The sequence below is a fragment of the Ruegeria sp. HKCCA5491 genome (assembly GCF_013034565.1).
GTDB lineage: Bacteria > Pseudomonadota > Alphaproteobacteria > Rhodobacterales > Rhodobacteraceae > Ruegeria.
This window is the reverse complement of the sequence record NZ_WQGG01000005.1, coordinates 38,813-58,080: the sequence shown is the minus strand read 5'-3', so window position 1 is coordinate 58,080 and position 19,268 is coordinate 38,813. Positions and strand designations below refer to the sequence as shown.

Sequence of the window (19,268 nt, the reverse complement as noted above, 5' to 3'; positions counted from 1 at the left end):
TTTCGCCAGAGACAGATTGATGCGGCCTAGCCCAGAATTCCCGGCAACCGCAAACCATGGTCGCGTGCGCAATCCTTTGCGATGTCATAGCCCGCATCCGCATGTCGCCACACACCCGAGGCCGGGTCGTTCCACAACACACGCTCCAACCGCCGTGCTGCATCCTCGGTTCCGTCGGCGCAGATCACCACGCCAGCGTGCTGACTGAAGCCCATGCCAACACCGCCGCCATGGTGCAGCGATACCCATGTCGCGCCACTGGCCGTGTTGATCAACGCATTCAGCAAAGGCCAGTCACTTACCGCGTCGGATCCATCTAGCATCGCTTCGGTTTCGCGGTTGGGACTGGCGACCGAGCCGCTGTCCAGGTGGTCGCGTCCGATCACGACAGGTGCTTTCAACTCACCATTGGCCACCATCTCGTTGAAAGCCAAACCCGCGCGGTGCCGGTCCCCCAGTCCGATCCAACAGATACGGGCAGGCAACCCTTGAAATGCGATCCGATCTCGGGCCATGTCCAGCCAACGATGGAGGTGCTCATTCTCGGGGAACAGTTCCTTCATCTTGGCGTCGGTCTTGTAGATATCCTCGGGGTCACCGGACAGCGCGCACCAGCGGAACGGACCGATCCCTTTGCAGAACAGCGGTCGGATATAAGCAGGAACGAAACCGGGAAAGGCAAAGGCGTTCCCCAGCCCTTGATCCTGCGCCACCTGTCGGATGTTATTGCCATAGTCCAGCGTCGGCACGCCTGCATTCCAGAAATCCACCATCGCCGCAACGTGTTGTTTCATCGAGGCGCACGCGGCCTTTTCAACCGCTTTAGGGTCTGTTTCGCGTTTGTCGCGCCATTCGGCCATCGACCATCCCACGGGCAGGTAACCGTTGATCGGGTCATGCGCGCTGGTCTGGTCAGTAACGATGTCAGGGCGCATCCCACCGTCGGCCATACGGCGGTAAATCTCGGGGAAAACCTCGGCAGCATTGCCCAGCAAACCAACCGATTTCGCCTCTCCCGCTTTAGTCCAGCGGTCGATCATCGCCAATGCCTCGTCCAGAGTGTCGGCCTTTTCGTCCAGATATTTTGTCCGCAGGCGGAAATCGATGCTGTCGGGATTGCACTCGACCGCCAAACAACAGGCCCCGGCGAAAACAGCCGCCAAAGGCTGCGCGCCGCCCATGCCGCCCAGACCGCCGGTCAGAATCCATCGGCCCGTCAGATCGCCGCCATAGTGCTGGCGTCCAGCTTCGGCAAAGGTTTCATAGGTGCCCTGAACGATGCCTTGCGTGCCGATATAGATCCACGACCCCGCAGTCATCTGGCCGTACATCATCAAGCCCTTCTTATCGAGCTCGTTGAAATGGTCCCATGTCGCCCAATGCGGCACGATGTTGGAATTGGCGATCAAGACGCGCGGCGCATCCTTGTGCGTGCGGATGATGGCCACAGGTTTACCAGACTGGACGATCAGGGTCTCGTCCTCCTCCAGATCCTTTAGGCCAGCCACGATCCCGTCGAAATCCTTCCACGTGCGCGCCGCGCGTCCGATACCGCCATAAACCACCAACTCATGCGGGTTTTCGGCCACGTCCGGGTGCAGGTTGTTCATCAACATCCGCAGCGGAGCCTCGGTCACCCAGCTTTTGGCATTCAACTCGGGGCCGGTCGGCGGGTAGACATCGCGGGTGTTTTTGCGCGGATCGCTCATATGTGGGCTCCTGTGTTGGTGAGTTCGCCTGAAAGCGCCAGTTCGTTTAAACGGGACAGCATATTGCGCAGATGAGGTCGCAGGGCTGCGGCGCGGTCATCCCGCCACGTCCACGGGGGTGTTTCGTCCATATAGGCCCGCTGTGCGATTTCCATCTGGATCGCGTGGATACCCTCGGACGGGCGGCCGTAATGGCGCGTCGTCCATCCCCCCCGGAAGCGACCGTTTAGAACGGATGAAAACCCGTCCGCCTCAATCGCGACGTGATGCACAGCCTGCTCAACAGCGGGATGACAGCTCTGGCCGACATTTGTGCCTGTATTGAACACCGGCAATTCGCCTTCAAACAGATAAGGGATCACCGACCGGATCGAGTGGCAATCGAACAGGATTGCAACACCGTGGCGATCGCGGACCCGTTCCAACTCTTGCCGCAAAGCATCGTGATAGGGTGCGTGAAACGCCAGCCGCCGGCTTTCCGTTTCGTCCGCCGAAGGAGTCTGACCCTCGGCCCAGATCGGGTGCCCGTCAAAATCTGTCAACGGGACAAGCGTCGTCGTGTTTTGCCCGGGATACAGCGACGCCCCATCCGGTGCGCGATTGGCATCAACGACGTAGCGATGGATGTTGGATTGAACGACGGAAACCCCGTCAAAAAGGCCATCATAGAGCCTGTTTATGTGCCAGTCGGTATCGCTAAGCCCACGGCCGGTATCATTCAGGCGCGCCGCGATATCGGCGGGTACAAATGTCCCGCCATGAGGTTGCCCCAGCACGATCGGCCCGTCGCCCTTTAGGACGTTGACCACTTGCATCAGTTCAGCCCCGGCATTGGGGTGCCTACCGCGCGCAGGATATCCCCACCTGCAACCAGCTTTTTCGCAGCTTCAAGGTCCGGGGCAAGATAGCGATCATCCTTTAGCGGGTCGATGTCCGCGCGCAGACGCTTGATGACCTGCTGCAACGGCACGCTGGTCCTCAGCAGAGCGCGAAATTCCACACCCTGAGCAGCGCACAGCAATTCGACCCCCAGAATATAGCTTAGGTTGTCCACCATCCGCATCAGACGCCGCGCCCCGTGTGCAGCCATCGAGACGTGGTCTTCTTGGTTGGCAGATGTTGGAGTGCTGTCTGTCACGCAAGGGTTCGCCAGATGCTTGTTTTCGCTCATCAACGCGGCTGTGGTGACTTCGGCGATCATAAGGCCCGAGTTCAATCCCGGCTCGGGCGTCAGGAAGGGCGGCAGGTCAAAGCTGAGCGCAGGGTCAACCATCAAAGCAATACGGCGCTGCGCAATCGCGCCGATTTCTGACAGGGCCAGTGCGATCATATCCGCCGCAAATCCCACGGGTTCGGCATGGAAATTCCCACCTGACAGAATTGCGTCCTCAAGCACCAACGGATTATCCGTGGCGGCGTTGGCCTCAATCCCCAGCGTGGTCGCCGCCTGACGCATGACATCCATCGCCGCGCCCGTGACCTGTGGCTGGCACCGGATGCAATACGGGTCCTGCACGCGGGTGTCCCCGTCACGATGGCTCTCACGGATTTCGGACCCGGCGAGAATGGATCGCATGGCACCTGCGGCTTCGGTTTGCCCACGATGACCGCGCAGGGCGTGAATCTCGGGCCGCAGAGGGGCGGTAGATCCCATTATCGCGTCCGTCGAAAGCGCTGAAATGGTCAGAGCGTTCTGGGCTGCACGCCAGGCTTCGAACAATCCGGCCAGCGCGTATGCGGTTGAGAATTGGGTGCCGTTAATAAAGGCCAACCCTTCTTTCGGTCCAAGCTCAACAGGCTCTAACCCGACCGAATTCAGCGCTTCGCGCCCGGGCAATAGGCTGCCGTCTACATCGGCCTCACCCTCTCCGATAAACACGGCTGTCATATGCGCCAGCGGTGCAAGATCGCCAGAAGCGCCTACAGACCCCTGCGCAGGCACAACCGGAGTAACCCCGCGCTCTAGCATATTTTGCAACAGCTCGATCAAGTCCCAACGCACACCCGACGCTCCGCGCCCGAACGAGATCAGTTTAAGCGTCATCATAAGCCGGGTAATGCGGCGGGGCACAGCAAACCCGACGCCACAGCAATGGCTGAGGATCAGGTTACGCTGCAGCTTGGCGGTGTCATCCGCCTTGATCTTATGGCTGGCCAGCTTGCCAAAGCCGGTATTGACGCCATAAACGGCGGCTTCTCCTGCGGCGGCCTCACGAACACGTGCCGCTGCCGCATCGACTGCTGGCCTGCACCCGTCTTCCAGAAAAGCCGAAGCCTTCGTCCAATAGATCTCCGCAAGATCAGACAGCGAAACCTGTCCCGGCACCAAAGCGTAACGCGTCATGCCTGACCTCCCAATATGCGCGTATGCAGGGGGTTGAAACCAATCCGGTACGGCAACTCTGCCGGATGCTGAACATCCCACACTGTTAGATCAGCGCGCTGACCAACAGCGATCGTGCCGGTATCCCGAAGCCCAAGCGCTCGGGCCGCATTCCGGGTGACCCCGGCCCATGCTTCTTCGGGGGTCAGGCGGAACAGGGTGCAGGCCATGTTCATCGTCAGCAAAATGGACGCCAACGGTGACGACCCCGGATTGCAATCCGTCGCCAGCGCGATAGGCACATGACTGTCTCTTAGCATCTGCACCGGAGGAGCCTGCGTTTCCCGCAAGGTGTAGAACGCCCCCGGCAAAAGCACCGCTACGGTGCCTGCTTTCGCCATTGCGGATACGCCATCTCCGTCCAGATACTCGATATGATCAGCGGACAAAGCCCCGTATCTGGCCGCCAGTTTTGCGCCGCCAAGATTTGAAAGCTGTTCGGCATGCAGTTTAACGGGCAACCCAAGGTGCTTGGCTTCGTCAAAAACAACGGTGATCTGGTCTGGCGAAAAGGCTATTCCTTCACAAAAGCCGTCTACCGCATCCACCAACCCCTCGGCCTGAGCCGCGCGCAGGGTTGGAAGGCAAACGTCATACAGATAGTCGTCTGGCCGGCCCGCATAGTCAGGTGGCACAGCATGTGCGCCCAAAAAGCTTGTTCTGACCCGAACCCGGCGAGCCTGCCCGATCTGACGCGCCACGCGCAGCATTTTCAGTTCGGTTTCAGTATCCAACCCGTAACCGGACTTGATTTCGATGCAGGCGACACCTTCCGCCATCAAAGCGTCCACGCGGGTCAGGGCATCGGTCAATAGCTCTGCTTCGCTGGCCTGTCGTGTCGCCGTGACCGTCGAAAGGATTCCGCCCCCCGCGCGCGCAATCTGTTCGTATGAGGCACCGTTTAGCCGCATCTCGAACTCTGCTGCCCGATTGCCCCCGAATACAATATGCGTGTGGGCGTCAATCAGGGCCGGTGTCATCAATCTGTCCCCAAAATCCGTGCTTGGCCACGCCTTATATTGCTGGGGCAAGGCTAACTTGGGGCCGACCCACGCAATTCTCTCACCTTCGACCGCAACCGCCATGTCCCGGCCCAAACCGTATGGCTCAGACCCCGGCATCATCGAGGCCACCTGAGAACAGAAAAGGACCGATTGTGCCGCCATGACGATTCCTTGGGGTTCCCGTTGCAATTTGCTATTTCGTATATGTATAAATATTTAAAGTCTACACAAATTGGAATGCCTATGTCGGTCCATGCCAAAACTGCCTTATTAGGCTCTGATTGGGTCCACGACCTTTGGGTCAAGGTCGAGAATGGCCGGATAACGCAGCTACAAACCGGGGGCGCGGCCAAACCGGATGACGTGCGCGTCGATGTTCTGTTGCCAGCCTTAGCAAACCTGCACAGCCACGCCTTCCAAAGGGCCATGGCAGGCATGACCGAAGTGCGCGCAGCCGGACGCGAAAGCTTTTGGACGTGGCGCACCCTGATGTACCGCTTTCTGGACAGGCTAACCCCGGAACAGATTCAAGCCATTGCAGCATTGGTCTACATGGAGATGCAGGAGGCCGGATACGCGTCGGTGGGTGAGTTTCACTATGTCCACAACCAACCCGGTGGGCAGCCTTACGACTCGCCTTCCGAACTCAGTCAGCGCATCTTTGCCGCCGCAAGTCAGACCGGCATCGGATTGACACATCTGCCGGTGCTCTACATCTATGGCGGCGCGCGGCAGGAGCCTTTGACCGGCGGGCAATTGCGATTTGGCAACTCGACCAATCAGTTTCTGAAACTGGTTGAAGACTGCCAAAAGGCCCTACCCCATGCGGATTCTGTAATCGGGGTCGCACCCCACTCACTGCGTGCAACCACAGTGCAGGACATTCGGGCCGTACTCGACGAGCGGCCAACCGGTCCTGTTCACATGCACATCGCCGAGCAGGTGCAGGAAGTCTCCGCCGTCGAAGCCGCCCTTGGTGACCGTCCAGTAAACGGGCTGCTCAACAACTTTGACGTGGATAGCCGCTGGTGCCTGATCCATGCCACGCACATGACCGACGAGGAAACACAGCGGCTGGCACGATCCGAGGCCGTGGCAGGGCTGTGCCCAATCACCGAAGCCAACCTTGGGGACGGTATCTTCAACGGCGCGAAATACATCAACAATGGTGGGCGGTTCGGGATCGGATCAGACTCGAACATCCGAATCTCACTGTCCGAAGAGCTTCGGATGCTGGAGTATTCGCAACGCCTCCGTGACCGGGCGCGCACCATTATGGTTTCGCCAGAAGGGTCGGTTGGCCGCGCCCTTTATACCGGTGCGGCCTGCGGTGGAGCACAGGCGCTGGCACGTGAGGGAGGGGAAATTGCCGTAGGCAAGTTAGCGGACCTGGTTGCCATCGACCAATCGCACCCGACGCTGTGTGCCTTGCGCGACGATCAAGTGCTGGACGGCCTGTGTTTTGCTGCCCCCGATGGGCTGGTGACAGATCTGTGGTCGGCAGGGCGCCATATGGTGCGGCAAGGGAGGCACATTCATCGCGATCAGATCATCCCTGCGTACCGGGAAGCGATTGCTGAACTGCTGAGTGAACTCTAAGACAAGGTACCAAACCCGAGGCCACATGAACCAATCCACCGAAAACACCAGCTACAAAGACATCAAGAAAACCGTTCTGGCACGTATTCGGTCCGGTGATTGGCAGCCGGACTCGCTGCTGCCGAATGAATCGGAACTTGCCACCGAGTTTTCGTGCACCCGTACCACCGTCAACCGGGCGCTGAGGGAACTGGCCGAGGAAGGATATCTGGAACGTCGCCGCAAGGCCGGAACGCGGGTCTTGAGCGCACCGCAACGACAGGCGCGTTTCACTATCCCCATGGTGCGGGACGAGGTTGAGGCGTTGGGCGGAACCTATCGCTATGCGCTTGTATCCTGCGATCAAAAAACAGCCCCCGACTGGCTGGCCGCTCGGCTCGCCTTATCGCCGGGTCGGGACGTCATGCATGTGCGCTGCATGCACTATTCGGGCAACACCCCATTTCAGTACGAGGACCGCTGGATCGTTACCGACAGCGTACCGCAAGTGAAGCAGGCGAATTTTTCGGAGATCGGCCCGAATGAATGGCTGATCCAGGCCGTGCCTTTCACCAATGTGGAACTGACCTTTCTGGCCAGTCGCGCCGATGCAGCACTGGCTGATTTTCTGGATGTCGCAGAAGGTGAGCCGGTTTTTACAGGTGAACGCATCACGTGGCTTGAGGGGCGACCGGTTACCTTTGCCAAGATGTATTTTGCCGCCGGGTACCGCATGACCACTCAGTTCTGAGAGGATCAGGGTTTTCGCAATTTTGACTTTACCGCCCCTGCAATCCAAGCCAGATTCAGAACCGGATATTCCGGCATAAGGGACTGATGGCATGGGCAACCCGCTCTATGATCGCTTGTTTGGCATTCACGCGGGCAAAGACACCCCGTTCCTGCAATTGCCGGATGGCGAGACTCTGACCCATGCCGCGTTTCTGGACATGGCGGCACGGATCGCGAACGCACTGACCGGATATGGCCTGGAGCCCGGAGACCGGGTTGCCGTTCAGGTGGAAAAGTCGCCCGAAGCCTTGGCCGTCTATGCGGCCTGTGCGCAAACCGGATTGGTCTTTCTGCCGCTCAACACGGGGTACACGGTTGGCGAGCTGACCTATTTTATCGAAAACAGCAGCGCGTCGCTGGTCCTGTGCGATCCCCGAAACGAGGCAGACCTTGCGCCAATCGCCCAAGCACAAAATGCGCGGCTTGAAACTCTGAGTTCTGACGGCACAGGCAGCCTTATGCGGCGTGCGCTTGGCATGTTGCCCGCCTTTGAGCCGGTTCGACGGACCGAGGATGACTTGGCGGCTTTCCTTTATACTTCGGGCACGACCGGACGATCCAAGGGGGTGATGCTGTCACAAGCCAACCTGCTGTCCAACGCAGACACTTTGGTGCAGGAATGGCGGTTCACCCGCGACGATGTGCTTTTGCACGCGCTGCCGATTTTTCACACACATGGGCTGTTTGTGGCGACGAACGTGGCGCTGGCATCAGGTGGGTCGATGATATTTCTGCCGAAATTCGATCTGGACGACGTGCTGCGCCTGATGCCGCAGGCCACCTCCATGATGGGCGTCCCGACCTTTTACACACGCCTGCTGGCCGATGACCGATTTACCGGCGATTTGGCGCAGCACATGCGGCTGTTCATTTCAGGATCGGCCCCCCTGCTTGCAGAAACGCACGAGCGGTTAGAGGCACGCACTGGTCACCGCATTCTTGAACGTTATGGCATGACCGAAACCAACATGAACACGTCCAACCCCTATGACGGGGAACGCCGTGCCGGAACAGTTGGCTTTCCCTTACCGGATGTCGAGCTCAAGGTCACCGATCCGGACACCGGCGACGCGATGCCTCAGGGTGAAATTGGAATGATCGAGGTGCGCGGCCCCAATGTTTTTCAGGGCTATTGGGGCATGCCGGAAAAGACAGCCGCCGAATTGCGCGACGATGGGTTCTTTATCACGGGTGATCTCGGGCACGTGGACGCGGACGGGTATGTTCATATCGTCGGGCGCGGCAAAGACCTGATAATCTCGGGCGGATATAACGTTTACCCAAAAGAGGTAGAGCTGGTGCTGGATGATCAACCCGGCGTGCTGGAAAGCGCCGTGATCGGCGTACCGCACCCGGATTTTGGCGAAACCGTTCTGGGTATTCTGGTGGTGGAACCGGGCCAAACACCGGATATCGCGTTGATTCAGGCAAATGTGCAAAAAGAACTGGCCCGTTTCAAACATCCGCGCAAGCTTATCGTGCTGGACGAACTGCCCCGCAATACGATAGGAAAAGTTCAGAAAAACATACTGCGGGAAAGGTATCAGGACTTGTTCACACAGGCATAAGCGGCATCCGCCCGCGATCCGTCAAAAGCCAGCACTGCCGCCCTTGGAACACGGCTGACGACAGTGGATGACCGTAGCCAGCACCCGTATCCAGATTGACCCGATTGCCGCAATGTTCAACCTGATCCACCGGCGTATGCCCATGCACGATCAGCCATGGATGCGCATTCATGTCCCTAAGGAATTCGTGCCGAATCCAAACCAGATCATTCTCCGACTGCTGATCCAAGGGCACCCCGGGGCGAATACCGGCATGCACAAACAACAGATCATCTTCCGTGTGGTAAGTCGGCAAGGCATTGATGAAATCAAGATGCGCTTGCGGCACTGCATCACGCGCGCGTTCATAAGCCTGATAGATACGGTCTGTATCGTCGATCATAACCCCGTAAGAGGCCAGGGTCTCGCGCCCACCCAGACGCGGGTGCAACCAGTTGAGCGTGATCGGAAGGTGCGTGTCGGCGATCTCGGCGTCTTGGACGAACCGCGCCATCATCCTGTCGTGGTTTCCTTTGACCATCACCCAGTTCCGCCCTGCGCGCCGACCTTCGATCAATAGGTCAAGCACGCCGCGACTGTTCGGCCCCCGGTCCACGTAATCCCCCAGAAACACGACACGCGCATCGGGACCGCCATCTTTCTCGATCCGCGACAGCGCATCCTGCAGCATATCAAGCTGCCCATGGATATCCCCGACGGCGTAGATTGGTGTCGTCACTGCAATGCCCTTTCTTAGCGCGCCGCGTGTGCGGCCTATGATGGTCAGCGAAAAAAGACAATGCCCGCACTACCTGAGCGCGGGCATTAAATTTGTTGTCCGTTTAAAGATGCTTACGCAACGTCGAATTTCAGCGGCTTGATCTGTGTGAACAGACCGGTTTCCGCCAATTGCGCTCGCGCCTCGGCCGGAACAGGCTCATCCACGTACAGCAAGGCGATGGCCTCGCCCCCGGCCTCGGACCGGCCCAGAGTAAAGTTTGCAATGTTGACGTCGTGGTCGCCCATGGTCCGACCCAGTGCACCGATGATGCCGGGCACGTCCTCGTTGGTGGTGTAGAGCATGTGCGAACCCACCTCGGCGTCGATATTGATGCCTTTGATCTGGATAAAACGCGGCTTACCGTCGCTGAAAACGGTACCACCGATAGACCGCTCGCGCTTTTCTGTCACGACGGTCACTTTGATGTACCCTTCGAAGGCGCCCGATTTGTCCTGATTGGTGGTCGAGATCTTGATCCCCCGTTCTTTGGCTACAACCGGCGCTGAAACCATGTTCACCTCGGGATTGAATTTCTTCATGATCCCGGCCACGACCGAACAGTTCAGAGCCGCCAGGTTCATCTCAGCCGCGACACCGTCATACAGGATGTTGATCGCCTTGATCGGCTCATCCGTCATCTGGCCAATGAAGCTCCCCAGATGCCCGGCCAGTTTGATCCACGGCCCCATGATCTTGGCTTCTTCAGCCGTCACGCTGGGCATGTTCAGCGCGTTTTCCACGGCACCGGTCAGCAGATAGTTCGAGATCTGTTCGGCAACCTGCAGCGCGACGTTCTCCTGCGCCTCGGTCGTTGCAGCACCCAAATGCGGTGTGCAGACCACGTTGGGCAGATTGAACAGCGCGTTTTCCTTGGCTGGTTCTTCGCTGAACACATCAAAGGCCGCGCCCGCAACGTGGCCCGATTGCAGCAGGTCAGCCAGCGCGTCCTCGTCGACCAGACCGCCACGCGCACAGTTCACGATGCGCACGCCCTTCTTGGTCTTGGCCAGGTTCTCACGGCTGAGGATGTTGCGGGTCTGATCCGTCAAAGGCACGTGCAGGGTGATGAAATCGGCCCGCGCCAGCAACTCATCCAGCTCGACCTTTTCGACACCCATCTTTGCGGCTTGCTCTTCGCCCAGATAAGGGTCATAGGCGACCACTTTCATCTTAAGACCCAGCGCGCGTTCACAGACGATCCCGCCAATGTTGCCTGCACCGATGACGCCAAGCGTCTTGTTGGTCAACTCGATCCCCATGAATTTCGACTTTTCCCACTTGCCCGCATGGGTCGAGGTGCTGGCCTCGGGGATTTGCCGCGCCACGGCGAACATCATCGCAATTGCGTGTTCGGCGGTGGTGATCATGTTGCCAAAGGGCGTGTTCATCACGATCACGCCCTTCTTAGACGCCGCTTCCTTGTCGACATTGTCGGTGCCGATCCCGGCACGACCGATGACTTTCAGATTGTCGGCTTTTTCCAGCAGGGTCGGCGTGACCTTGGTGGCCGAACGGATGGCAAGGCCGTCATATTGGCCGATCACCTCGGCCAGCTTGTCCTTGTCCTTGCCCAGATCGGGCATGAAATCCACGTCGATACCGCGATCGCGGAAGATCTGCACGGCTGTTTCGCTGAGCTTGTCAGATACAAGTACTTTGGGGGCCATATTCTCTGGTCCTTTAAAGAGTTTTACGGGTGGCGGGCTGAAGCCCGCCCTACGTTGAGAGGGGGTGTAGGCCGGGCTTCAGCCCGGCACTTGCGGTTCAGGCAGCCTCAGACTGTGCCGCGATCTCGGCTTCAAAGGCCCAGGCCAGCCACGGCAGCATCGCTTCGATATCCGAGGTCTCGACAGTACCGCCGCACCAAATCCGCAGGCCCGCAGGCGCGTCGCGATAGGCACCGATGTCCAAGGCGATATTCTCGGCCTCAAGCCGCTTGGCTACGGCTTTCGCAAAAGCTGCACCGTCCTGAATACACCCATCTGTGAATTTCAGGCAGACCGAGGTGTTCGACTGCGTCGCCACGTCTTCGGCCAGATTGGCGATCCAGTCGTTCTGGTCGCAGAAGGCGTGCACCGCACCGGCATTGGCATCGGCACGTGCGATCAGCCCCTGCAACCCACCAACCGAGCGCGCCCAGTCCAGCGCAAACAGGTAATCCTCGACCGCCAGCATCGAGGGCGTGTTGATCGTGGCCCCGGTAAAGATACCGTCGATCAGCTTGCCGCCTTTGGTCAGGCGAAAAATCTTGGGCAGCGGCCATGCGGGGGTGTAGCTTTCCAGCCGCTCCACCGCGCGCGGGCTGAGGATCAGCATCCCGTGCGCTGCTTCACCACCCAGCACTTTTTGCCAGCTAAATGTAGTCACATCCAGCTTGTCCCAGGGCAGGTCCATCGCAAAGGCAGCCGAAGTCGCATCACAGATCGTCAAACCCTGACGGTCATCCGCGATCCAGTCGCCATTGGGCACTCGCACGCCCGAGGTCGTGCCATTCCACGTAAACACCACGTCATTGGCGAAATCGACCGAAGCCAGATCGACAATCTGTCCATATTCGGCGGTTTTCACCTCAGCGTCGATCTTCAGTTGCTTGACCACGTCAGTCACCCAGCCCGCGCCAAAGCTTTCCCACGCCAGCATCTCGACCTTGCGTTCGCCCAAAAGCGACCACAGCGCCATCTCGACCGCGCCTGTGTCAGATGCGGGTACGATGCCGATCTTGTAATCCGCCGGAATGCCCAGCACCTCGCGCGTGCCTTCGATGGCCGCCTTCAGCTTATCCTTGCCAACGGCGGCACGGTGCGACCGGCCCAGCGCGGCATCGGCCAGTTTAGTCAGATCAAATGTTGGAGGTTTGGCGCAGGGGCCCGAGGAAAAACGCGGATTGGCCGGCCGCGTGACCGGTTGTTCAATGCTCATGTGTATTACCCTTCCAGATACACGCCCCTCGTTGGGGAGGGGTGTCCCGCCGCCACACCTAGAAAGCCCGCCGCGCTGCAGCAAGCGGAAAAGACGCTTCAAAGTCGGAAAACGACATTCAATTTCGCCCGATCCGCAGTCATGAGTTTCCGATAGGCGAAAGATTTGCAGTCCGTTAACGCGACTCGGTGAGCTTTTGACTAATTTTTAGGCAGCTCCCCTCGGACCGCAACGGAAAGGGCCCGGAACACTTGTGATCATTCTGAAGCACAGTGAAAAGGTCCCATGCCCGATACCCTGACCATTGTCGTTGTTGAAGAAGACCGCGAGCGTGCGATTGCCATCGTCGACGCGCTCAAGTCGTCCGGGGCTTATGATGTGCATGTGATCGGCAATGTCTCCAGCCTTGCGCGCAAGATAGCCTCGCTGGTGCCCGATGTGGTGCTGATCGACATCGACAACCCGACCCGTGACATGCTTGAGGAGCTGACGCTGGCATCCGGCCCGCTGGAACGACCCGTGGCCATGTTCGTGTCGGGCGCTGCCGGTGATCTGGCCTCGACCGCGATCGAGGCTGGGTTGTCGGCCTATGTGGTCGACGGGATGCAGCCGGACCGCTTGAAGCCCGTGCTGGACGCCGCCATCGCGCGGTTCCAGATCGTACGCCAGATGCGCCGTGAACTGGCCGAGACCAAGCGTGCGCTGGAAGAACGCAAAGTAATCGACCGCGCCAAGGGCTTGCTGATGAAGGCGCGCGGGGTTGAAGAAGAAGAGGCTTATGCCCTGCTGCGCAAAGCCGCGATGGATCAGGGCCGCCGCGTCGCCGATGTGGCCGAGGCGCTGGTCACAGCCTCGGGGCTATTGTCATGAATGCTGTGACCCTGCCCGTTGCTTATGTTCCGCTGGTGGATGCCGCCCCCCTGATCGTGGCGCATGAAATGGGCTTGGCTCGCGCCGAAGGGGTCGAGCTGGACCTGATCGCAGCGCCTTCGTGGTCATCCGTGCGCGACATGCTGTCCTTTGGGCGGGTGGATGCCGCGCACCTGCTGTCGCCGGTCCCTGTTGCCATGGCATTGGGGCTGGGCGGGGTGACGCAGCCTTTGTCCGCTGTGTCGGTCCTGTCGGTAAATGGAGATGTCATCGGCGTCAGCCGCGCATTGGAGACCCGCCTGCGCGACACGGGATACGGGTTCGATTTCCGCGATCCGTTCAAGGCGGCCGCAACGCTGGCCTCGGTCGCGGACGGGCCACTGGTTTTTGGCGTGCCGTTCCCTTTTTCGCTGCATGTGGAACTGCTGCATTGCTGGCTTGAAGCCACCGAACTGTCCAAAATCGGGGTCGAGGTGCGCACCATCCCGCCGCCGCTGATGGCGCAGGCCTTAGCCGAAGGCGATGTAGATGCGTTCTGCGTGGGGGAACCCTGGGGCTCGGTCGCGGTGGAATCGCAGGCAGGGGCGTTACTGCTGCCCGGTCAGGCGATCTGGGCCTTTGCGCCGGAAAAGGTGCTGGCCGTGCGCACCGACTGGGCGGATACCGAGCCGCACCTGCTGGGCAAGCTGATGCGGGCCGTCTGGCGCGCCGGGCGTTGGTTGGATCAGCCGGGCAGTCACACCGCCGCCGCCGAAATCCTTGCGCGCGATACCTATCTGAACCTGCCCTCGGAACTGATCGACCGGGCGCTGTCGGGTCGGTTCACGATCACCGGGCATGCCGAGCAGCGCGAGGTGCCGGGGTTTGTCGAGTTTCACGACGGGGCCGCGAATTTCCCGTGGCGCAGTCAGGCCAAGTGGATCGCGCATCGTCTGGCTCAGAGATACGGTCTGGATCCCCATCTGGCGCTGGCGCAGGCAGGCAGCGTGTTCCGCAGCGATATCTACCGCGATCAGATGGTCGGGCTGGGCGCCGATCTGCCCGGTGCGTCGGAAAAGCTGGAAGGCGCGATTCGCGGCACCACACCCGTTGCATCCCATAACGGACAGCTATCGCTGAAACGGGATGCGTTTCTGGACGGGCGCATTTTTGACCCTCAGGATATCTGACGCCCAAGAATTAGGCAGAACCGCGCCCCATAGTGCGCAATCGCAGCATTTACCGCCGCGTCGCAGCAAAATCACTTGAACTGCACCGGCGCATTTACCACTGTGAACCCATCGGTACGCAAAGGCGTGTGCCGCAAGAATTCCTCCCAAAGTTTGGGAACGACTGAGCAAAGCCGCTCACACTCTGGCCACTCCTCCCGGTCAGAGCGTGCAGCGGCTTTTTGTTTTTCACCCCTCCCGGATGGCCGGGACCAAAAAAGGGACAGACCCACATGAAGAAATTGCTTGCAGGCCTTGTCGCCACCACCGCCCTGCTTAGCCCGGCGCTGGCTGAAACGCTGGAGCTGGAAAAGGACGAACTGACCTTTGGCTTTATCAAACTGACCGACATGGCCCCGCTGGCTGTGGCTTATGAGAACGGGTACTTTCTGGATGAGGGCCTGTTCGTCACGCTGGAAGCGCAGGCCAACTGGAAAGTGCTGCTGGACGGTGTGATTGACGGGCAACTGGACGGCGCGCATATGCTGGCCGGTCAACCGCTGGCCGCAACGATCGGTTATGGCACCGAGGCGCATATCATCACCCCCTTCTCGATGGACTTGAACGGCAACGGCATCACCGTTTCGAACGAGGTCTGGGAAGAGATGAAGCCCAATATCCCGAAAATGGACGATGGCCGCCCGCAGCACCCGATTTCGGCCGAGGCTCTGGCCCCGGTGGTCGAGAAATACAAGTCCGAAGGCAAGCCCTTTAACATGGGCATGGTTTTCCCGGTATCGACCCACAACTACGAACTGCGCTACTGGTTGGCGGCAGGTGGTCTGCACCCCGGTTACTACAGCCCTGAAAACGTGACCGGTCAGATTGGCGCGGATGTATTCCTGTCGGTGACGCCTCCGCCGCAGATGCCCGCCACTTTGGAGGCAGGCACCATCTACGGCTATTGCGTTGGTGAGCCGTGGAACCAGCAGGCCGTGTTCAAAGGCATCGGCGTACCGGTCATCACCGATTACGAGCTGTGGAAGAACAACCCCGAAAAGGTTTTCGGCATTAATGCCGAGTTCGCCGAGCAGTACCCCAACACCACCCGCGCCGTCACCAAAGCTCTGATCCGCGCCGCGATGTGGCTGGATGAAAACGATAACGCCAACCGCCCCGCTGCGGTCGAGATGTTGAGCCAGCCGGAATATGTGGGCGCGGATTATGACGTGATCGCGAACTCGATGACAGGCACGTTTGAATACGAGAAGGGTGACAAACGTGAAGTGCCCGATTTCAACGTGTTCTTCCGCTATAACGCGACCTACCCGTTTTATTCGGACGCCATCTGGTACCTGACCCAGATGCGCCGCTGGGGCCAGATCGCCGAGCCGCAGACCGATGCGTGGTATGACGAGGTCGCCAAGTCCGTCTATCGCCCCGACATCTATCTGGACGCTGCGAAAATTCTGGTCGACGAAGGCTTGGCCAACGAAGCCGATTTCCCCTGGGACGGCGATGGCTACAAAGCCCCCACGCCTGCCGAGGATATCATCGACGGCATTCCCTATGACGCCCGCCAGCCCAACGCCTATCTGCAAAGCCTGCCGATCGGCCTTAAGGGTGAGCAGGTCGTCATCGGCACCGAAGTTCAGGGTTAACGCCCCCTCGCCCCGGCCCGTTTGGCCGGGGCTTCCCCTTCCAAACAGAATTCCACCCCCGCCTGGCGCTGATCGACCGGGCCAGGAGACCGCAAGATGACAGCCATCGACCACGATACGCTATCCGCTGATGCTGAACGCGAGGCCCGCCGCGCCCGCCTGTTCACCCGGATCAACGCCGCCGATAAATGGTTTCAGGTTCTGGGCCTGGCCTGGATCACCCCGATCCTCAAGGCTGGCGCAGGCGACAACCCGCGCGCCCAGATGGGCGAGATTTGGCGCCTGCTGGTCGTACCACTGCTGGCCATCTTCGCCTTCCTGCTGATGTGGGGCACGCTGGCCCCCAAGGTGCAGACCTCGCTGGGGGCCGTCCCCGGCCCGGCGCAGGTCTGGTCCGAAGCCGTCAGCCTGCATCAGGACGCGCAGGCCAAGGCCGCCAAAAAGGCCAAGTTCGAGGCGATGGTCGAAAAGCGTAACCAGAAGTTCATAGACGCAGGCCAGCCTGAAAAGGTCAAAGAGGTCGCCTATACCGGCGCGCCCAGCTATTACACACAGATCTGGACCTCGATCAAAACCGTGTTCTTCGGCTTTCTGATCGCAACTATTGTGGCCGTTCCGCTGGGTATCGCTGCGGGTCTGTCGCCCACCGCAAATGCGGCGCTGAACCCGCTGATCCAAATCTTCAAACCGGTCTCGCCGCTGGCCTGGCTGCCCATCGTGACCATGATCGTCTCGGCCGTTTACGTCACCAATGACGGCTGGTTCGCGAAGTCCTTCCTGATCTCGGCCATCACTGTCACGCTGTGTTCGCTGTGGCCCACGCTGATCAACACCTCGCTGGGTGTGGCGTCAATCGACAAGGACTTGGTCAACGTCTCAAAAGTTCTGAAAATGAACACCTATACCAAGATCACCAAGCTGGTGCTGCCCTCGGCCCTTCCACTGATCTTCACCGGCCTGCGTCTGAGCTTGGGCGTTGGCTGGATGGTCCTGATCGCGGCCGAGATGCTGGCGCAGAACCCCGGTCTGGGCAAGTTTGTCTGGGATGAGTTCCAGAACGGCTCCTCTAGCTCACTGGCCAAGATCATGGTTGCCGTCTTTACCATCGGCATCATCGGCTTCCTGCTGGATCGCGTGATGTATGCGTTGCAGTCGCTGTTTACCTTCTCGAACAACCGGTGACCGATATGGCTGTGATCGACTTCAAGAATGTCAGCAAATCTTTCGGTACCGGCACCGCTGCGACGGATGTGCTGAAAGACATCAACCTCTCGGTTCAGGAAGGTGAGTTCGTGGTGCTGCTGGGCTTTTCTGGCACCGGCAAAACCACACTGATCAACCTGATGGCGGGGATCGAATTCCCCACCAAGGGCAGCGTCACCTTCCGCGACAAGGCTATCACCGGCCCCGCGCCGGAACGGGGGGTGATCTTCCAGAACTACTCGCTGATGCCGTGGCTGACCGTGACGGGCAATGTGCGGCTGGCCGTGGATGCGGTTTTTACCAAGATGCCCAAACCTGAAAAAGAGGAAAAGGTAGCCCATTACATCCGCATGGTCGGCCTTGGCCACGCCGCCACCCGTCGCCCCGCCGAATTGTCGGGTGGGATGCGTCAGCGGGTGAACGTGGCCCGCGCGCTGGCGATGGACCCCGAGGTGCTGCTGCTGGACGAACCCCTGTCGGCGCTGGATGCCCTAACCCGAGGCAATCTGGCGGAAGAAATCGAAAAGATATGGGAGTCCGACCGCAAGACCTGTGTCCTGATCACCAATGACGTGGACGAGGCGATCCTGCTGGCCGACCGTATCATTCCGCTGAACCCCGATGGCACGCTGGGGACCGAGTTCAAGGTCTCGATCCCCCGCCCGCGCGACCGGTCCGCCATGAACCATGACGAGACGTTCAAGGCGCTGCGCGGCGAGGTCACGAAATATCTGATGGATGTGGGGATCGAGGCCAAGGTCGAAGGTACCAAGACCCTGCCGGAGGTGACCCCGATCCATGGTGTTCCGGCTGCGGTGAAGGAGGCACAGTCGGGTCTGATCGACGAGCGCTATCTGGATTTCAGCCAGCTGCACAAGGTCTACCCCACGCCCAAAGGCCCGCTGACCGTGGTCGAGGATTTCAACCTGAAACTTAACCGAGGCGAGTTCATCTCGCTGATCGGCCACTCGGGCTGTGGCAAGTCCACGGTGCTGACAATGGCCGCCGGTCTGAACGAAATCTCGAAAGGTGCGATCAAGCTGGATGGCCGCCACGTCGAAGGCGCGGACCCAGAACGCGCCGTGGTGTTCCAGTCGCCTTCGCTGTTCCCATGGCTGACCGCCAAGGAAAACGTCTCGGTTGGTGTCGACCGCGTGTATCCGCGCGCCAGCCAGGCCGAGCGGCAGGATGTGGTGGAATATTACCTTGAACGGGTCGGTCTGGCCGACGCGATGGACAAATCCGCGGCCGATATGTCGAACGGGATGCGTCAGCGTGTTGGCATCGCCCGCGCCTTTGCCCTGTCGCCGAAACTGCTGCTGCTGGATGAGCCTTTCGGGATGCTCGACAGCCTCACCCGGTGGGAATTGCAAGAGGTTCTGATGGAGGTCTGGTCGCGCACCAAAGTCACCACGATCTGCGTTACCCATGATGTGGACGAGGCGATCCTGCTGGCCGATCGCGTGGTGATGATGACCAACGGCCCACAGGCCACCATCGGTAAAATCACCAATGTCGACCTGCCCCGCCCGCGCACCCGCAAGGCGCTGCTGGCCCACCCTGATTACTACGAATACCGGCAAGAGGTTTTGGATTTCCTTGAGGAATACGAACACGGGGCCAAACCCAAGCCAAAATCCCCTGCCCCCAAGGCCATCGCTGCGGAGTGAACG

15 protein-coding genes are annotated in these 19,268 nt (G+C 59.7%); 8 read left to right on the top strand and 7 right to left on the bottom strand.

The genetic code is table 11. The features are described from left to right. Positions 1–26: 26 nt before the first annotated feature. The 4 genes from hutU to hutI are packed head-to-tail and all read right to left on the bottom strand — an operon-like array spanning position 27 to position 5,258. Positions 27–1,709, bottom strand: coding sequence for a urocanate hydratase (gene hutU, locus GOV88_RS08500; protein WP_171240140.1), 1,683 nt, complete (start codon positions 1,707–1,709; stop codon positions 27–29). Then, positions 1,706–2,524 carry an N-formylglutamate deformylase gene (gene hutG, locus GOV88_RS08495; RefSeq protein ID WP_171240139.1) on the bottom strand — a complete coding sequence of 273 codons (819 nt, stop codon included), beginning with the start codon at positions 2,522–2,524 and terminating at the stop codon, positions 1,706–1,708. The genes hutU and hutG overlap by 4 nt, the downstream gene beginning before the upstream one ends. Further along, the gene (hutH, locus tag GOV88_RS08490) at positions 2,524–4,053 is read right to left on the bottom strand and encodes a histidine ammonia-lyase (RefSeq protein ID WP_171240138.1); all 1,530 of its coding nucleotides are present in this window, start codon (positions 4,051–4,053) and stop codon (positions 2,524–2,526) included. Before hutH ends, hutG begins: the two co-directional genes overlap by 1 nt. Further along, positions 4,050–5,258, bottom strand: coding sequence for an imidazolonepropionase (gene hutI, locus GOV88_RS08485; RefSeq protein ID WP_171240137.1), 1,209 nt, complete (start codon positions 5,256–5,258; stop codon positions 4,050–4,052). Before hutI ends, hutH begins: the two co-directional genes overlap by 4 nt. An 81-nt stretch (positions 5,259–5,339) precedes the next feature. Here hutI and GOV88_RS08480 point away from each other — a divergent pair, with 81 nt between their 5' ends. The 3 genes from GOV88_RS08480 (at position 5,340) to GOV88_RS08470 (ending at position 9,034) form a co-directional block, all read left to right on the top strand. Further along, on the top strand, positions 5,340–6,695 hold the full coding sequence (locus tag GOV88_RS08480) for a formimidoylglutamate deiminase (protein ID WP_171240136.1): 1,356 nt from the start codon (positions 5,340–5,342) through the stop codon (positions 6,693–6,695). A gap of 25 nt (positions 6,696–6,720) precedes the next feature. Continuing rightward, positions 6,721–7,425: a GntR family transcriptional regulator gene (locus GOV88_RS08475; RefSeq protein ID WP_171240135.1), complete on the top strand. Its 705-nt coding sequence runs from the start codon at positions 6,721–6,723 to the stop codon at positions 7,423–7,425. A 91-nt stretch (positions 7,426–7,516) separates the two neighbouring features. Beyond that, a complete protein-coding gene (locus GOV88_RS08470) occupies positions 7,517–9,034 on the top strand; it encodes a malonyl-CoA synthase (protein WP_171240134.1) in 1,518 nt (505 codons plus the stop codon). Here GOV88_RS08470 and GOV88_RS08465 read toward each other — a convergent pair. The 3 genes from GOV88_RS08465 to GOV88_RS08455 form a co-directional block, all read right to left on the bottom strand. Continuing rightward, positions 9,021–9,752, bottom strand: coding sequence for a metallophosphoesterase family protein (locus tag GOV88_RS08465; protein ID WP_171124593.1), 732 nt, complete (start codon positions 9,750–9,752; stop codon positions 9,021–9,023). The two genes, GOV88_RS08470 and GOV88_RS08465, sit on opposite strands and share 14 nt — an antisense overlap. 113 nt (positions 9,753–9,865) lie before the next feature. Continuing rightward, positions 9,866–11,461, bottom strand: a complete 1,596-nt coding sequence (gene serA / locus GOV88_RS08460) for a phosphoglycerate dehydrogenase (RefSeq protein WP_171126419.1) — start codon at positions 11,459–11,461, stop codon at positions 9,866–9,868. Between the two features lie 97 nt (positions 11,462–11,558). Next, on the bottom strand, positions 11,559–12,713 hold the full coding sequence (locus GOV88_RS08455; RefSeq protein WP_171240133.1) for a phosphoserine transaminase: 1,155 nt from the start codon (positions 12,711–12,713) through the stop codon (positions 11,559–11,561). A gap of 285 nt (positions 12,714–12,998) precedes the next feature. Between GOV88_RS08455 and GOV88_RS08450 the strand changes: the two genes are divergently transcribed. The 5 genes from GOV88_RS08450 (at position 12,999) to GOV88_RS08430 (ending at position 19,265) form a co-directional block, all read left to right on the top strand. Then, positions 12,999–13,583, top strand: coding sequence for an ANTAR domain-containing response regulator (locus tag GOV88_RS08450; protein ID WP_171240132.1), 585 nt, complete (start codon positions 12,999–13,001; stop codon positions 13,581–13,583). Beyond that, a complete protein-coding gene (locus GOV88_RS08445) occupies positions 13,580–14,752 on the top strand; it encodes an ABC transporter substrate-binding protein (RefSeq protein WP_171240131.1) in 1,173 nt (390 codons plus the stop codon). Before GOV88_RS08450 ends, GOV88_RS08445 begins: the two co-directional genes overlap by 4 nt. A gap of 272 nt (positions 14,753–15,024) precedes the next feature. Further along, a complete protein-coding gene (locus tag GOV88_RS08440; RefSeq protein WP_171240130.1) occupies positions 15,025–16,392 on the top strand; it encodes a CmpA/NrtA family ABC transporter substrate-binding protein in 1,368 nt (455 codons plus the stop codon). 96 nt (positions 16,393–16,488) lie between these two features. After that, positions 16,489–17,574, top strand: coding sequence for an ABC transporter permease (locus tag GOV88_RS08435; protein ID WP_171211081.1), 1,086 nt, complete (start codon positions 16,489–16,491; stop codon positions 17,572–17,574). Between the two features lie 5 nt (positions 17,575–17,579). Next, positions 17,580–19,265 (top strand): ABC transporter ATP-binding protein, encoded by a 1,686-nt coding sequence (locus tag GOV88_RS08430; RefSeq protein WP_171240129.1) that lies wholly within the window; start codon positions 17,580–17,582, stop codon positions 19,263–19,265. Positions 19,266–19,268 lie beyond the last annotated feature (3 nt).

Coding starts and splice junctions, on each gene's coding strand:
- hutU (WP_171240140.1), bottom strand. CDS start 1,709: ATGAGCGATCCGCGCAAAAACACCCGCGATGTCTACCCGCCGACCGGC.
- hutG (WP_171240139.1), bottom strand. CDS start 2,524: ATGCAAGTGGTCAACGTCCTAAAGGGCGACGGGCCGATCGTGCTGGGG.
- hutH (WP_171240138.1), bottom strand. CDS start 4,053: ATGACGCGTTACGCTTTGGTGCCGGGACAGGTTTCGCTGTCTGATCTT.
- hutI (WP_171240137.1), bottom strand. CDS start 5,258: ATGGCGGCACAATCGGTCCTTTTCTGTTCTCAGGTGGCCTCGATGATG.
- GOV88_RS08480 (WP_171240136.1), top strand. CDS start 5,340: ATGTCGGTCCATGCCAAAACTGCCTTATTAGGCTCTGATTGGGTCCAC.
- GOV88_RS08475 (WP_171240135.1), top strand. CDS start 6,721: ATGAACCAATCCACCGAAAACACCAGCTACAAAGACATCAAGAAAACC.
- GOV88_RS08470 (WP_171240134.1), top strand. CDS start 7,517: ATGGGCAACCCGCTCTATGATCGCTTGTTTGGCATTCACGCGGGCAAA.
- serA (WP_171126419.1), bottom strand. CDS start 11,461: ATGGCCCCCAAAGTACTTGTATCTGACAAGCTCAGCGAAACAGCCGTG.
- GOV88_RS08455 (WP_171240133.1), bottom strand. CDS start 12,713: ATGAGCATTGAACAACCGGTCACGCGGCCGGCCAATCCGCGTTTTTCC.
- GOV88_RS08450 (WP_171240132.1), top strand. CDS start 12,999: ATGCCCGATACCCTGACCATTGTCGTTGTTGAAGAAGACCGCGAGCGT.
- GOV88_RS08445 (WP_171240131.1), top strand. CDS start 13,580: ATGAATGCTGTGACCCTGCCCGTTGCTTATGTTCCGCTGGTGGATGCC.
- GOV88_RS08440 (WP_171240130.1), top strand. CDS start 15,025: ATGAAGAAATTGCTTGCAGGCCTTGTCGCCACCACCGCCCTGCTTAGC.
- GOV88_RS08435 (WP_171211081.1), top strand. CDS start 16,489: ATGACAGCCATCGACCACGATACGCTATCCGCTGATGCTGAACGCGAG.
- GOV88_RS08430 (WP_171240129.1), top strand. CDS start 17,580: ATGGCTGTGATCGACTTCAAGAATGTCAGCAAATCTTTCGGTACCGGC.